Here is a 16,205-nt window from a genome sequence, read left to right as displayed (position 1 = left end):
GCAATTACCAAAGGGAGGAAGGATAATGAAAAAAATTACATCCACGGCCGTCGGGTCGCTGATTGCAATAGCCGCGTCTGTGTCGGCAGCGCAGGCAGACAAGCTGACACTCTATTGCTCGGCGCAGGAAGACTGGTGCCAACTCATGGCGCGCAGTTTCGAAGATGCGACGGGCATCGACGTCAATATGACGCGTAAGTCGTCAGGTGAAACCTTTGCACAAATCCGCGCCGAAAGTTCGAACCCAAAAGGAGACGTGTGGTGGGGCGGCACGGGTGATCCGCATTTGCAGGCCGCTGAAGAGGGCCTGACAATGGAATACATGTCGCCAATGCGCGATCAGCTTCATGATTGGGCGATTTCCCAGGCCGAAAGTGCCGGAAACAGAACAATCGGTATCTATTCCGGCGCACTTGGATATGGCTATAACGCAGACTTGCTAGCGGCCAATAACCTGCCCGAACCCGCCTGCTGGAAAGACCTGCTAAAACCTGAATACAAGGGTCACGTTCAGATGGCCAACCCGAACTCGTCTGGTACGGCCTACACTACGCTGGCCTCGATGGTGCAGATCTTTGGCGAGGATGAAGGTTTTGAGTTCATGAAAGGCCTGCATTCGAATATCAATCAGTATACAAAATCCGGATCGGCACCAATCAAAGCAGCCGGACGTGGCGAGAACACGATTGGCATCGTCTTCATGCATGATGCGGTAAAGCAGGCTGTATCGGGTTTCCCGATTAAGGTCGTCGCACCATGCGAGGGCACGGGATACGAAATTGGCTCGATGTCCATTATTGAAGGCGCCCGCAACGAGGAAGAGGCTAAGAAGTTCTATGACTGGGCGCTGTCGCCCGAGGCTCAGAACCTTGCCCTTCAGGTCAACGCGTTTCAGGTGCCCTCGAACAAGAGCGCAGAAACGTCGGATAGCGCGCCTGACATGAGTCAGATCAAGCTGATTGACTATGACTTCAAAAAATATGGTTCCTCAGACGAGCGAAAGCGCCTGTTGCAGAAATGGGACGAAGAGGTTTCAACTCTGCCGCAGTAAATGACTGACCGGACTTCAAAAACGACCCATCAGGTTCTGATCTTCTGGATCATCGCCGGGTGGGTCGGATTCTTTCTGCTGCCGTGGTACATGGTCGACGGCGGCCTGTGGTCATTCGAATGGCTTTTTGACGGCTACCCGTTTGACGAAGATTATGCCCCCGCTGCATTCCTGATCGCACAGGGTGAGAAGCTTTGGCTTGCCCCACTGTTGATCGCCCTGACCTTACCCCTTTTGGTGTTGAAGCGAGCCAAGTCTGACCCGCTCTATGCCCGTGTTCTGATCCTTTCCGGCGCACTCGGCTTCGGCTGGTTGATCGCGCAGGGTTTCGGGATTGGCATCAGGGGATTCAATTTCAATTGGTTGGAAGCCTATTTTGGCGAACTTGGTGATCGCCAATTCGGCATGGGCTATGGTGCAATGATTTGCGCTTCAAGCCTTCTGTTCCTGTTGACCCAAGGCATTGCGGCAAGAGGTGCCATCAACGGTGACGTCTTTGTCGTCAGTGCGATTGGCGGTGTGATTACCATCGTCACTGTCTTTGTCTTTTTTCCGATCGCCAAGATGCTGTTCGCTGCCTTCGTCACTGAAGATGGCGCATATTCCATTGCTGTCTTCTTCTCAAAGTTCTTTGATGCCCGGCTATGGGGGTTGGGGTGTTTTTTTGGTGCCAGATGCGGCGCAGCATGGAACTCGCTGTTTCTTGCCATCCTGGTTGGCTTCGTCACGACAGTTCTGGGGTTGTGCTTTGCACTGGTTGTGACCCGCTCGGGTTTCCGCTACAAACGCGTGCTGCGGGCTTTGACTGTTCTTCCGATCATCACCCCGCCATTTGTGATTGGCCTCGCGCTGATCCTGCTTTTTGGCCTGTCAGGCTCAGTCACACGGTTCGTCGCAGAACTGTTTGGCATGCAGCCAACGCGCTGGCTGTACGGAATGCCAGGCATATTCATCGCACAGGCCCTTGCATTCACACCCATTGCATTCCTCGTTCTTATCGGCGTGGTGGAAGGCGTCTCGCCATCTATGGAGGAAGCGGCCCAGACGCTCCGCGCCAGCAGATGGCAAACGTTCAGGACAGTGTCCCTGCCCCTGATGCGCCCAGGTCTTGCCAATGCATTTCTTTTGGGCTTCATCGAAAGTATGGCCGACTTCGGAAACCCGCTTGTTCTGGGTGGGAATTTCGACGTTCTATCGACCGAGATTTTCTTTGCCATCGTCGGTGCGCAATACGACCAAGGCCGGGCGGCCGTTTTGGCCATGGTACTGCTGTTTTTCACCCTTTCGGCCTTTTACGCGCAGCGTGTTTGGCTGGGCAAGAAAAGCTATACCACCGTGACAGGCAAAGGTGACGCAGGCGTGCACCCTTTGATGCCGACAGGTCTTTCAGTTCCCGTGCTGGTAATCGCTCTTGGCTGGGCGGTGTTCACGATCATTGTCTATGCGATGATCATCTACGGCAGTGTGGTCGAGCTTTGGGGGGTCAATAACTCCCTGACCCTAAAACACTATGTCACTGCATTCTCTGTTCGATTTGAAGAAGAGGGCATTCGTTGGACCGGCGCCGCTTGGGACAGCTTCTGGACCACCATAACCATTGCGGCAATTGCTGCCCCTCTGACGGCGGCGGTTGGGCTGGTAACGGCTTACCTGTTGACCCGGCAGAACTTTGCAGGAAAGAATGCTTTCGAGTTTGGAACCATGCTGTCCTTTGCTATCCCCGGTACGGTGATTGGTGTCAGCTATATTCTTGCCTTCAACGTTCCGCCGATCGAAATAACCGGCACAGGCGTTATCCTTGTTGTCAGTTTCATATTCCGCAACATGCCGGTTGGGGTCCGTGCGGGCATCGCTAGCATGTCGCAACTTGACCGCAGTCTTGATGAATCATCGCTGACCCTTGGCGCAAACTCGTGGCAGACATTTCGTCGTATCATTCTGCCGCTGCTACGCCCCGCGATACTGGCCGCGCTTGTTTACAGCTTTGTCCGCGCGATGACGGCGATCTCGGCTGTGATCTTTCTGGTCAGCGCCGAATACGACATGGCAACCAGCTATATCATCGGGCGGGTCGAGAATAACGACTATGGTCTCGCCATTGCTTATTCGACGACGCTGATCTTCGTGATGCTGGCAGCGGTCGGGTTATTGCAAATTCTCGTCGGTCGGGTCCAGATCGGTCGGCGCACACAGAGCACAACGGAGACACCCTCATGACCGACAACAAAATCGGTTCCAAGGCCGCCCCGGTATTATTTGAGAACGTGTCGAAAGTGTTCGGCAAAAATGTTGTTGCTGTTGATAACATTAACCTTCATGTCGAAGCGGGAAAACTGGTCACGCTGCTTGGCCCATCAGGCTGTGGGAAAACGACAACGTTGCGCATGATCGCCGGGTTAGAGATGGCAAGCTCTGGCAAGATTATGATTGGCGACCGGGACGTCACCAAACTGCCCGCAACAGACCGCGACGTATCAATGGTGTTTCAATCATACGCGCTGTTTCCGCACATGAGTGTGCTGGAGAACGTAATGTACGGCCTCACGTTCTCGGGCTTTGCCAAGGATGAGGCTCGGAGCCGCGCGCTGCATGGCTTGCAATTGGTAGGGCTCAAGGGGTTCGACAATCGCCTTCCCTCCGAACTCTCGGGTGGTCAGCAACAACGTGTCGCCGTCGCGCGTGCACTGGTTCTTGAACCACAGGTTCTGCTGTTTGACGAACCGCTGTCCAACCTCGATGCCAAGCTGCGACGCCAGGTACGCGAGGATATCCGGGCCATCCAACAAGACCTTGGACTGACGGTTGTCTATGTCACCCACGATCAGGAAGAGGCCTTGGCCGTCTCTGACGAGATCGTCGTGATGCGAAACGCCGCGATCGCTCAGATGGGTACACCTCGCGAGCTTTATGACGCCCCGAATGACCGGTTTGTTGCCGATTTCATAGGCGAGGCAAACCTGCTCAACTGTCAGATCGTTTCAACCGACGGTGATACTGCAACAATCGAGATCGAAGGTTACCGCCAAACTTTGCCGCGCCGCGGTTTGACCAATGGGCCCGCGACCATCGCTGTACGACCCTCGCGCCTTGTAATTGGATCTGATGACGGCATCGCCGCTACAGTGGCCAAGGCAACCTATGTTGGCGTGCGGATGGAATACACACTGACCGGCGCATTTGGTCAGGTCTTTGCGGTCCACGACGATGTTGATGCACCGCTTGCACCGGGTACCGAAATCACGATGGGGTTTGCCGGCAAAGGACCGGTACTTCTGCCTGACTAGATGCCGAGTTTACTGATCATCACTCACCCCGAGGTCGTTATTGATCCGGATACCCCCATTACTGAATGGGGTCTGAACGCGACAGGTCGCCGGCGCGCCGCAGCCTTTGCCGCCAGTGAAGTTATGGCCAATGTCACCCACGTCTGGGCCAGCAGCGAACGAAAGGCTCGCGACACTGGTGAGATTTTGGCCGCACCTTTGGGGTTGCCTCTAAATATCCACCCGGATCTTGGTGAGAATGATCGGAGTGCCACTGGTTTCCTGCCACGGGAAAAGTTCGAGGCGGCCTCCGACGCATTCTTTGCCCAGCCGGAGATTAGCTTTCGCGGTTGGGAAACTGCGGCCGACGCGCAGAGGCGCATTCGTCGGACAGTGTCGGAGATCATTCGTGCTCATGGCACCGGAGACCTCGCTATCATTACACATGGTGCGGTCGGGACATTGTTGTGGTGTGAGCTTTCCGGAAATCCGATTGACCGCCATTACGATCAACCGTCACAAGGCCATTATTGGCAGGCTAGCCTGACAACTCTACGACCTTTTTCCACTTGGTTGCCAATGGCCTAGACGTTAAGCACCCCAAGCGCTCTCTGCGATTTCCAGCAAGCTTTCAAATACGTCTGGTGTGCCGACGATCACGCGCCCACCGTCGCGGATCATCGCGTCGGCGTCTTGATCTTCGACAACTCCGCCCGCTTCCGCGACCAGCAGTTGTCCGGCCAGACAATCCCAAGCGTTCATGTGTTCTTCCACATAACCCAGAAGTCGCCCGGCTGCGACATAGGCCAATGACAACGCCCCGCTGGCGTTTCTGTGAAACATGGAACCGCGCTCGATCAGTTCTGCGACCACAGGCACGACGTGGCGAGTTTCGATCCGGTTCGAATACCCAACAGAAACCGTCCCGTCCTGAAGAGCCACGCCAGAGGCCACGCGTATAGGTGAACCGTTCAGTGTCGCGCCCTCTCCGCGTGTTGCCACAAAGGTCTCGTCCATATTCGGATCCCGAATCACACCGACCGCAGTACGCCCTTCGGTGACACCGGCCAGAACAATCGTCCATACCGGTATGCCATTGACGAAATTCGTAGTTCCATCAATTGGATCAATCACCCAGTCAAAACCGCTCTCACCGGTGGCAGCGCCGTGTTCTTCGCCAAATATCCCGTCTTGCGGCCAGGCAGCCATGATCTTTTGGCGAATGAACGTTTCGACGTTTTTGTCCGCCTCACTCACCCAGTCCTGAGCACCTTTTTGATCAATGACCAGATTACTCCTGTCCAAGAAGTATTTCTCGGCAATCACCCCAGCTTCTTCACAGACCGCGATGGCAAAATCTCTGCGTTCCGAAAGACGATTCATGGCCTGTCCTTTTGTGTTTGTGTATCTAAGGCCAACATTGCGGACCAAGCGGAAGCCTTGCAATGACTGAGTTGCAGCACCGTTCAATTCATGCCGCTTCGAGGTTGCCGAGCAATATGGACGTCATATCGGCGGTTATCACCCCGTCTATGGCAACAACATCCATTCCAGTCTGATAATCAACGTTGCTTTTTGTAATTCCCGACAAGTCCGCATTTGAATCCAAAAAGACCCATTGAGGTTCATGCGCAGTGGGCTGTCCAACGGCCACCTGCAATATTGCCAGTGCATCCAGGGCATTGATGGTGCCATCTTGATTGATATCTGCCGCGATCAGGTTTTCCGCAGCGGGGGGACCCCAAGTCGGATCGAGGCCAACCGAAATGCGTAACACTTGCAAAGCATCCATTGCGTCAATCTCTTTGCTCGCTGTCGAATAGTGCTTGATGATGTCCAGTCTTCCGGGGAAAGTGCCATCCGGAAGGTCCAAGTCAAATTGTCCCTGATCGTCAGCCGTGACGGATACCGTGCCACCACCGACCGGTGTGAACTTGATCTCTGCATCCGACAATCCGGGATTAGCAGATTGGCTGTCCACTGTGATTGACCCAAGCACGCCATCCGAACTGTCCGGCGTCAAACCGCCGAAATTACCGAAATCAACCGGAATGTGATCGGGGCCATCGAACCCGGCCCCGAAAATATCAGCGCTGGTCAGCGTTCCACCCGAAGCGGACTGAACCTGCACGACCTCGCCCCGATACTCTATCCGGGCCCCTTGTGTAGTGCTGGTAAAGGTCAGTTGCTGAGGGGACCGCAACAGCAGGTAGTCAAACAAGTCCAGACGGTCCACACCCGGCTGAAAATCCGTGATCGTCGTCATACTGCTGCCCGACTGCATCACGAAAATGTCGGCCCCTGCCCCACCTGACATGGTCGTAGCACCCGTTCCTGCTATCAGTATGTCGTCGCCATCGCCACCCATCAGGGCGGTATCCAGAATACTACCGCTCAGCATGTCGTCTGCGGCAGTCCCCGACACTGCTCCAAACCCTTTGTCCACGATCCCCAGATTATCGACAGGAACCGTAATGACAGTCACTCCGGCGCCTTGTTGCGACGTAGCCAGAACCTGCAACTCGTCACCAACATGGGCAAGGCTCAGCGATTCGACGTTCTGTAATCCACTAATCAACGTGTCAGCGAAACTATCCAGATAGACCAACTGGCCTTCAGGTGTCAGCGTGAACAATGTAAGCCCATCGTCACCGCCACCCGCCACGACGAATACGCGCCCGTTGATGTCCACGACCTCAAGGTCCTGCACAGATTCGAAGCGGGTCGTGAGCGAATCCAGAATATGATCTGTGGCGCTCAGGCTGCCGTCAGCGTTCAATTGAAGCACACTGAGCGAATTGCTGCCTGCACCCGCCACGATCACCCAGGGTTTGCCGTAGGCATTGATCGTTTCGACGGCTGTCGGAGTTGAGATTCCGAGCGTCCCGAGGGCCGAACCGTTGTCAATTTCGGTCAACTGACCGGAAATGCTGTCGATCCGATAAGTTGAGACTGTATTGCTGGCCGCATCACTTGAGATCAGGAAATGGTCAGTCCCTGCGCGCAGCGTCTGCATCGCGTCACCAGTGCCAGAAACAAGGCCAGCAAGGCTCAGCGTTCCGTCCTGATTGACAAGGTATGTCCCGATTTGCCCCGTTTCTTCATGAGCCATTGCAAGAACATCCATCAGGCCAATCGACACTTGAACAATGGCCGAGATATCTCCGCCTCCTGTCAGAGATCCGGTTTCCGTAAGGCTGTCCAGGGTGCCGTCTACGTTAAGGTCATATCCGACCAACCCGACCGCCATATTCACATCCAGTACAAGTTGTTCGGTTCCCGCCAGCGTTATCGGTGTGCCACTGCGACCAACCTGAAACGTGATTGTTCCGCTGTAATATTCCGTGTCGACCAGTTGCGGTAACGCACCTTCGACCAACCGCCAGACAGCGACGCCGCCACCCGGTCCGGTGACGGTATAAAGATACGTGGTGCCGTTAAACGTTTTTAAAGCCGTATCGCCGATACCTGAATCGAGCGCCGCGCTCCCCGTTGCCACCACACCTTCGAATTGAAGCATCACAGCCAACACCTCCTGCGCCACTCCTGGCCTTGACCAAAAGATGACCTGATGCACGGACCGAAACAAAAGCGGAATTGTGGTGAAAACGAGAAGTTCGGTTTCAGATTAACTCAATTTTTTGCTTTCGATCGCAACAGTAACCAGTGGGAAAGACAGATGAGCCAGCCGTTATCAGCGCGACCTGTCTTCCTTTTCGGTGATCGCGGAAACCACATGTGAGGGTAAGATGACCAAAGCACCAGAGTTCAACAACCGTCCGGCGGCTGAACCTTCGGAAACGGACCGCAAGCAACACATTCGCCAGTGGATCGAAGGAAAACTTGGCCGCTGGGCAGGGCGCGGAGCGGCCGGTGGGCTGATTTCAACTTTGATGGCCTTGCCCGCGTTGTCACAAGCCACAATTGAAGAATTATATGCTTTTCAATTCGCGGAAACCATTCCAGGCGTTCGCTCTGTCAAGCTGTTGAAGAATGGCGATGTTCTTCTAAAAATGGCCGATGGCCGCACAATGATTGTGACCGCTGAAAACGTCCAGATCCTGGACAGCGGTGCCATCATGATCGCTGAGAATGCGGTTCAGGAGATTGCCCAATTCAGCGCGGTTGAAGCCAGTGTTTCCGCGGGCGCGTCCGCAGGTGGCATCAGTGGCGCCGGCGCGGCGTTGGGCGGATTGGGTCTGGCAGGGGCGGCTGCGGCCGCAGGAGGTGGCGGCGGTGGCGGTGACAGCCCCGTCGTATCTGAGCCCACCTCCGTCGTGTCCGAACCCGCCCCGACATACCCAAGCCTCAACCTGGCTGATCTGCAATCTACTGCGCTGAACAACATCAGCACCAACGCCATCCCTCCCGAAGGGACGGCAACCATTGAAGTCACAATAGGGTCACTGGTCAAAACCGTGACACCCAACCCCGATGGCAGCTGGAGTATCTCTCTGACAGCCGCCGAAGCCGGCGCACTTCCACAGGGGGTATCGACGGTGACCATCACGAACCTGGATGGGTCGGGTACTGAATTGTCAACACAATCCGTTCAATTTGACATCGATACGGTTCCACCAAGCCTGTCCATCACCGGTTTTTCTGACGGACCGGTTCTCAACCTAGCCGAGCAAGCGACCGACCTGACTGTCACTGGCGTAACCGATGCAGAAGACGGGCAAACCGTAACGGTTTCACTGAACGGGCAAAACTATTCCGGTACGGTTTCCGGTGGACAGTGGAGTGTAACCGTCCCGGCGGCTGACCTTAGCGCCTTGCCTGACGGTGCAATCGTAAATGTAACGGCAGACGTCGCTGACGCGGCTGGAAACCCGGCCCTACAGGCCAGCGGAAGTTTTGATACGGATTTCACCGCTCCAAGTGTTTCTCTGGATCCCGTTGCGGGTGGATCAATTGACCTGATTGATGTGGCTGGTGACTTAACCTTAACGGGTTCCACCACGGCCGAGGACGGGCAAACCATCATCGTCACGTTCGACGGTCAGGTGTACACCGGTATTGCGACAGGCGGAAATTGGACTGTCACGATCCCCAATTCCGACCTCGGCAGTCTGTCCACTGGAACACCTGCTGCAATTGTTGTGGCGGTCGAGGACGTCGCTGGCAACCCGGCCGCACCGATTCTTGTTACTGTACCAGTGGACTTGACCGGCCCCTCTATTTCGATATCTCCTCTTTCCGTCGGCGCAGTTCTCAACGCTGCTGAAGCCGGATCAAGTTTGGCCGTAAGCGGGGCAACCGCCAATGTCGAAGATGGTCAGCAAGTCACCGTCACACTGGATGGTCAAAGGTCGATAGAAATTCAGGTTCGCAATCCGACTACCAGAGCGTCACTATTTCCAGTCGACATCCCCCAGGAAAATATACCCGGCACCGTAAATCGTTTTGATCAGGCGTGGATTCTTTGGATCTTCACCAAGTTTCGTGCGCAATCTGGAGATTCTGACATCCATAGCACGATCAAAACTGTCGCCGGCCGCGCCGCCCAAGGACTCCTGCATCTGCCCCCTGCTAATCAGCCGCTTGGGGCTTTCCAGAAACAGACGCAGAACCTCGCCTTCAGCATGGCTGAAAGGTGTTTCAGACCCTGACCCGTCTTCCAGAACATACCGATCAAAATGCGCAATCCAGCCGTTGAATTCAGCCGTATCCGATTGTGACGTCCGCCCGCGCGGTGCGCGTAACCTTGCCCGGACCCGGGCTACGACCTCGGTAGGGTCAAACGGCTTAGTAATATAGTCATCTGCGCCAAGCTCCAGCCCGGTCACACGGTCCTGAACCTGTGCCCGGCCGGAAATAATGATCACAGCTGCACCCTGTTCCAGCGCCAAGCGATGAACAAGCGCCAGCCCGTCGGTATCTGGTAAAGACAGGTCCACGAGGCAAACATCCGGGGTCACTCGATTTAGGGCTGCTTCAAACTCTCTGGCACGAGAAAAGCTCTGCGTCCGGAAACCGGCATCCTCCAGTGCATCCGTCAGAATGCGCCGTATCTCGGGTTCGTCGTCGAGAATGGTCACCAGTGGTTGCGACATCAGGCGGCCTCGGTTTGGATGAGAGCGGACAATTGAGCCTGTGAGAACGGTTTACGCAAAACAGGTGCCAAAGCAAGGGCCCGTTGATGCAGTGGATCTGAAATTGGCAGGGATGTCATAAGGATAAACGGTAACCCCGGCTTCAACTGTTCAAGGATGTCCAAGCCTGTACCGTGTCCTTCCAGACGGATATCCGACAAGACTAGCGAAATGTCCTTCACACTTGATATCAAGGCCAGTGCTTCATCAACTGAATTTGCTTCAATGACAGTAAAGCCCAAATCCACAAGCATGTCCCTAAACTGCCCGCGCAGGTCTTCGTTATCTTCAACCAACAGTACCAACCCGTCCTGCGCCGGAGGAGCGGGCCGAAAAGGCAAACGCATGACAACTGAGGCCCCAGATGGCGTATTTCTTAGATTCAGATCGCCACCGGCAAGCTTGACCGTATCATAAACCATCGGCAGCCCCAGACCCGAACCGTCGCTCCCTTTTGTTGTAAAAAACGGGTTCAGCGCCTTTTCAAGCGCCTCGGGTGAAAACCCCGGCCCGGTGTCGGAAACTGTGACTTCGATCCAGATCTCACCTATGGCATGTGCACTGATCGTGATCTGGCCCGTGCTTCCGCAGGCGTCCCGGGCATTTAGGACCAAGTTTAATAGCGCATCCTGAACCATACCCGGATCAAGCATCAATGTCTGTTTCGGCAAGGTGTTTACGACGGACAGGCCTACACCGCGAGGCAGTGACGGTGTCGCCAGAATCCTCAGATCTTCCAACAAACCTCCGATGTCAGTTGCCTGCGGTTGCGGCGTTCGGTTTCCAGTCATGTCGGCGATCCGGTTCAGCAGTTGCCCGCCCCGACGCGCGGTTTGTTGAGTTGCCGCCACAAGTTCCCGCGCACCATCCGGCAAATCCATCTTGTCGAGGCGGGACTGCATCCCAAGGATGATAGTAAGCAGGTTGGAAAAGTCATGGGCAAGCCCGCTGGTCATCTGGGCCGCCATCGCCCGGCGGCGGGTTTGCTGTAATGCTACGCGTGCCTGTGTCTCTTCGGTGATGTCCACCGACATCACGTACACGCCCCCTGCCCCATCTGGCGTAAATGAAACCCGAATACGGCGGGAATCCTGATCTTCAGTGAACTCAAAGACCGACGGCTCTCCGCTATAGGCCTTAAGCAAATGGGCCTGAACCCGTTCAAAGGCGGTCGCACCCAGCGCTTCAGAAATGTGAAGCCCCAGAATATCGGACGGACGCCCAGGCATGACGGCGCTCAGCCGACGGTTCGAGTAATCGTAACGGCCGTCGCTGTCTAAATGCGCGATATGAGCCGGCATCATCTCGGTCACCATACGAGTGCGGGCTTCAATTTCGGTCAATTCCCGCTTGGCCTCTTCCAGCGCTGCGATCGTAGCCGCAAGTTTGCGGTTGGTTGCGGACAGTTCTTCCGCGTGGCTCAGCAACTGTTCCGACAGTTCCTCTGACCGCGCGCGCAACAGGTTTTCCGCCCGCCGTGTGCCGGTAATATCGGTGTAGACCGCGACCCACCCGCCTTGTGGCAGCGGCGCGCCTTCTATTGAAACAACCTGCCCATTGGGGCGCACGCGCTCCATGTAGTGAGGCTCAAACGCCAAGGCTTGCTGGACACGCAGATTGACCATTTCATCGACACTTTCATCGTCGCCATACTCACCGCGGCTGGCAAGAAAGTGGATCGTGTCGCGAAACAGAGCGCCCCTTTGAACCAGCTCGTCCGGCAAACCGAACATTTCCTGGAAGCGGCGATTGCTGAGCACCAGTTGCAACTTGCTGTCATAAATGGAAAGCGCCTGACCGATCAGGTTCAGCCCGGCAGTCGTCATCGCCTTGATACGCTTTTCGGTTATGTTCAAGTTGGTCTTCTCCACGGCTCATGCGTAGCATCAGAAATCATGCGCGGGTAGTGGAATTGAGAGGAGGCATTTTCAGACCCAGCCTTCGGTTTAATGCTTTTGACGATCCGTGAATGCACAACGTGAAATATGTCGACAAATCAGCCCGCAACAATACGCCGGCGGCGCTAGAAACGATGAAGGTGGACAATATCCGCGTTCCAAGATGAGTATCTGGGACGGGATTTTGCACCTTCAGATGTGATCGAGTGCAAGGACAACGTGTGGTCCATGTTTCTCATCCTGTGGCGCAACATCTGTCGGCTTAACCGTGCGAGATCCGTTGCAAAATCTGGATTCTCCGCGACGTTCTCGAATTCGCCCTTACCTTGATGGTCGAACAGGATCGGGGGCAGGTCGGCAGCGAACTCGACCAGGGTGAACCGTTCATCCCGCAATATTCCCAAACACGAGTCGCTGTTACCGGTCCCCAATTCTTGCTGCCATAACGTCGGGTTTTCAGGTTCTGAGAAATCAAGTTCGCTGAAAGAATAATCGCGCCAATCGTCTGGGATATTACCCCGCAACAATGGCAGCAAGGACCGACCATCCATAGCGTTCGGAACAGCCTGCCCTATCCAGTCCAATATGGTCGGAGTGACATCCACGGACTCGGTTGGTACTTTGATCTTGCTTCCAGCCACAGCTTCGTTCCCTGGCAAACGGATCATAAGCGGTGTGTGATACGCTGCGTCGTAGACCGTCATTTTGCCCCAGCTGTGTCGATCCCCCAGCATTTCACCATGATCGGCGGTGATAACCAGAAGTGTATCGTCATATTGCCCGCTGTCCTTCAGGTACTGGACAACACGACCGATGTGGTGATCAACCTCAGTCGCCAGACCCAGATATATAGCACGCAAGGTGCGAATGTTTTTGTCTGTAGGTTCAACGTCGTCGAAACCGTGAACGAATTTTTTCGCGCTATAGGTATCCAGCTTTGGTCCGAAAAACGGGTGCAGTGCTTTTTCTGCTGCCGCGCTTGGCAAGCAATGCGGCAAAGGGATGCCCGCCGGGTCATACATATCATTGTAAGGGGCCGGTGCGACCAATGGCGGATGAGGGCGGATATAGGTCAAATGGGCGAACCAACCCTTTCCACGATGCGGCGCGATTCCGTCCAGGAAGGCATCGGTCAAAAAGGCTGTGTCGCTGTCTTCGGCCCGATACAGCGCGGGATCGTTCAATCGCGGCTGTCCACCAACAGGCGAAACGGGCTTGTAGACATCCCAGTACGTTTCAAATTGGTACCCCTTTTTCATCAAATGCGCTTGCCACGGATATGATTCTTCAAGGCGCATTTCGACAACTTCGACAAACCCTGTCATCGACTGCTCGTAAGACTTGAGATCTGGGTCATTGGGATCATGGACGCGCGGATCGGCGGAGGTATCTGTATACCCAAACAACATTGGCAAGTAACCAGCCTTACGCATTTCCGTGGCGATGTTCGGGGTATCGTGTCGTAACGGCGTGCCGTTTCTTACCGACCGGTGATTCATCGCATATTGGCCGGTCAGGATCGACGCGCGCGAGGGACCGCAGGGATTGGTGACCGAAAAATGGCGGGTAAAGGTCACAGCCTCATCCATAAAAGCCCGTAAATTTGGAAGGTTCACATGATCTGCCAAGGCCCCGGACAAGCAATCCGCTCTGAGTTGATCGATGATGACAAACAAGACGTTCTTGGTCTGATGCATACCGACTTCTCCTGTTCCGCGCCGTAATAACCAACGCGGAATGTGTCTTGCTTCCGGCTTATGCGCAACCGATTTGTGGGTTGTGCATGGGCACATAATCCACACGAAAGTCGCAGAGCGAAAACATCTGGCGGGGATCAGTTCAAGGCGGTCCAATACTGCGACCGGCGTGACGCCAAGGCAATGCGGCGCGGCAAAAAGATGTCCAATGGCACAAAGCCGTTGCGGTCTTCGAGTGTTTCACTTCACATGACCTCATGACGCAGCCCACGATAATCTCAGAATACGATTCCAGCGGCACTCGTGTACGCATATCCGGAGAGCTGCTCACGCAATCGCTGCAAACCGTTGAGCAGGGTTTTGCCTCTGTCCGCCTAACCGGAGACAGGGTCGTTCTTGATCTGTCCGATGTCGAAGCTCTTGATACAGGCGGTGCCTGGCTGATCGCGGATCTCGGCAGACGCTTCACGTCGCAAGGTGCAACACTTGAGTTTCAAGGGGTGAAACCAGCACATGCCACTCTGATCGATACTGTAACCCGCAGCATCCCCGACGAACCCGGTGAGCTTGATAAACCGCGAAGTCTGCTAGATTTGATCGCCCAAATGGGCCACATCACGGTAGGTGCCTGGCGGGACACACTTTCGATCCTCGAATTTCTGGGTCTGACACTGCATAGGCTGTTTCGTACCATTGTCATGCCATGGCGACTGCGCAAGGCAGCGCTGGTCACGCACATGGAAGAAACCGGGTTCAAGGCACTGCCAATCGTGGCCCTTATGGGATTTCTGATCGGTGTCGTACTGGCCTTTCAGGGCGCGACCCAACTGAAGCAATTTGGAGCTGAGATATTCGTGGTCGAGCTGATCTCGATCTCGGTTCTACGTGAATTGGGCATATTGTTGACGGCCATAATCGTTGCCGGGCGCTCGGGTTCTGCATTCACCGCATCTATTGGTTCGATGAAAGTGCAGGAAGAAATTGACGCAATGCGAACACTGGGTCTGGACCCGATCGAAGTTTTGGTCATTCCCCGCGTATTGGCCTTGTTGATCATGCTGCCCATATTGGGGTTTGTCGCCGATATGGCAGGCCTGTTTGGCGGCGCCTTGATGAGCTGGATCGACCTGGGTGTAAGCCCCGGCATGTTTCTTACTCGTTTGAAGGAAAACACCGACGTCTGGCAACTGGCGGTCGGCCTGATCAAGGCACCGTTCTTTGCGCTCGTCATCGGCGTAGTTGCCTGCTGGCAGGCAATGCAGGTCAAAGGGTCCGCCCAAAGTGTCGGTCAACGTACGACAGCATCAGTTGTTCAATCCATTTTCATGGTGATCGCAATCGATGCTTTGTTTTCGATCTTCTTCTCAGAGATCGGAATATGACATGAACAATGACACACAACAGGCATCGTTGGCCGCGACCACAGACCGCGAGGCGGTCATTCGTGTGCGCGGGCTCCGAACTCAGTTCGGTACGCAAGTGGTTCATGAAGGCCTGAATCTTGACGTCTGGCGGGGAGAGGTTCTGGGAATCGTCGGCGGGTCGGGCACCGGTAAATCCGTGTTACTCAGAACTATCGTAGGGCTGAACAAACCCGCCGCCGGAGAAATCGAAGTTCTGGGCGTCGATGTTCTGAATGGTCCGGAAGATGATCGTCGCAGAATCGAACGCCACTGGGGCGTTGCCTTTCAGGACGGGGCACTGTTTTCGTCGCTGACCGTGCTCCAAAATGTGATGGCTCCGTTGCGGGAACACACAGGTCTCAGCGAAAAACTGATGGAGTCTCTGGGTGCATTGAAGATCAGCCTTGTGGGTCTGCCACAGCTGAGTTGCGGTAAGTTTCCCTCGGAATTATCGGGCGGTATGCGCAAACGCGCAGCGCTGGCCCGGGCGCTGGCCCTTGACCCCGAGATCGTTTTTCTGGACGAACCGACCGCAGGATTGGACCCTATCGGCGCAGCGGCATATGATGAACTGATCGGCGAGTTACAGCAGGCACTTGGGTTGACAGTTTTTATGGTCACCCATGATCTGGACAGCCTTTACGCCATCTGTGACCGCGTTGCAGTGCTTGCGGAAAAGCGCGTGTTGGTTGAAGGTCCGATTGAGGACATGACCAAGGTCGACCATCCTTGGGTACAGGAATACTTCACAGGCCCCCGCGCCCGCGCGGCGCAGCAGAAGGGGCAAAACAGGTAAAG

11 protein-coding genes and 1 pseudogene are annotated in these 16,205 nt (G+C 55.2%); 7 read left to right on the top strand and 5 right to left on the bottom strand.

Features of this window, described 5'->3' with window-relative positions; genetic code table 11:
- Nucleotides 1-25: 25 nt before the first annotated feature.
- The 4 genes from I9188_RS13220 to I9188_RS13205 are packed head-to-tail and all read left to right on the top strand — an operon-like array spanning nt 26 to nt 4,902.
- Nucleotides 26-1,051, top strand: coding sequence for an ABC transporter substrate-binding protein (locus I9188_RS13220; RefSeq protein WP_209507096.1), 1,026 nt, complete (start codon nt 26-28; stop codon nt 1,049-1,051).
- Entirely contained in the window at nt 1,052-3,268 is a 2,217-nt protein-coding gene (locus I9188_RS13215) for an iron ABC transporter permease (protein ID WP_209507097.1), read from the top strand.
- Nucleotides 3,265-4,335, top strand: a complete 1,071-nt coding sequence (locus I9188_RS13210; RefSeq protein WP_209507098.1) for an ABC transporter ATP-binding protein — start codon at nt 3,265-3,267, stop codon at nt 4,333-4,335. Before I9188_RS13215 ends, I9188_RS13210 begins: the two co-directional genes overlap by 4 nt.
- Entirely contained in the window at nt 4,336-4,902 is a 567-nt protein-coding gene (locus tag I9188_RS13205) for a histidine phosphatase family protein (protein WP_209507099.1), read from the top strand.
- Nucleotides 4,903-4,905: 3 nt separating this feature from the next.
- On the opposite strand, the gene I9188_RS13200 is transcribed toward I9188_RS13205, so the two are convergent.
- Entirely contained in the window at nt 4,906-5,697 is a 792-nt protein-coding gene (locus tag I9188_RS13200; protein ID WP_209507100.1) for an inositol monophosphatase family protein, read from the bottom strand.
- 88 nt (nt 5,698-5,785) lie between these two features.
- Entirely contained in the window at nt 5,786-7,834 is a 2,049-nt protein-coding gene (locus tag I9188_RS13195; protein ID WP_245220637.1) for a dockerin type I domain-containing protein, read from the bottom strand.
- A 229-nt stretch (nt 7,835-8,063) separates the two neighbouring features.
- Here I9188_RS13195 and I9188_RS13190 point away from each other — a divergent pair.
- Nucleotides 8,064-9,611, top strand: a pseudogene (locus I9188_RS13190) (adhesin); the annotation flags it as partial.
- 57 nt (nt 9,612-9,668) lie between these two features.
- Here I9188_RS13190 and I9188_RS13185 read toward each other — a convergent pair.
- The 3 genes from I9188_RS13185 to I9188_RS13175 form a co-directional block, all read right to left on the bottom strand.
- Nucleotides 9,669-10,370 carry a response regulator transcription factor gene (locus I9188_RS13185; RefSeq protein ID WP_209507102.1) on the bottom strand — a complete coding sequence of 234 codons (702 nt, stop codon included), beginning with the start codon at nt 10,368-10,370 and terminating at the stop codon, nt 9,669-9,671.
- The gene (locus tag I9188_RS13180; protein ID WP_209507103.1) at nt 10,370-12,265 is read right to left on the bottom strand and encodes a PAS-domain containing protein; all 1,896 of its coding nucleotides are present in this window, start codon (nt 12,263-12,265) and stop codon (nt 10,370-10,372) included. The genes I9188_RS13185 and I9188_RS13180 overlap by 1 nt, the downstream gene beginning before the upstream one ends.
- 167 nt (nt 12,266-12,432) lie before the next feature.
- Nucleotides 12,433-14,004, bottom strand: coding sequence for an alkaline phosphatase family protein (locus I9188_RS13175; RefSeq protein ID WP_209507104.1), 1,572 nt, complete (start codon nt 14,002-14,004; stop codon nt 12,433-12,435).
- A gap of 257 nt (nt 14,005-14,261) precedes the next feature.
- On the opposite strand from I9188_RS13175, the gene I9188_RS13170 reads away from it, so the two are divergent.
- Both I9188_RS13170 and I9188_RS13165 read left to right on the top strand, forming a co-directional pair.
- Nucleotides 14,262-15,386: an MlaE family lipid ABC transporter permease subunit gene (locus I9188_RS13170; protein ID WP_209507105.1), complete on the top strand. Its 1,125-nt coding sequence runs from the start codon at nt 14,262-14,264 to the stop codon at nt 15,384-15,386.
- Between the two features lies 1 nt (nt 15,387).
- The gene (locus I9188_RS13165) at nt 15,388-16,203 is read left to right on the top strand and encodes an ATP-binding cassette domain-containing protein (protein WP_209507106.1); all 816 of its coding nucleotides are present in this window, start codon (nt 15,388-15,390) and stop codon (nt 16,201-16,203) included.
- Nucleotides 16,204-16,205 lie beyond the last annotated feature (2 nt).

Origin of the sequence: Ruegeria sp. HKCCSA071 (assembly GCF_017872555.1) — a bacterium.
GTDB lineage: Bacteria > Pseudomonadota > Alphaproteobacteria > Rhodobacterales > Rhodobacteraceae > Ruegeria.
The sequence above is the reverse complement of the archived record's forward strand: the minus strand, read 5'-3'. Positions and strand labels throughout refer to the sequence as shown.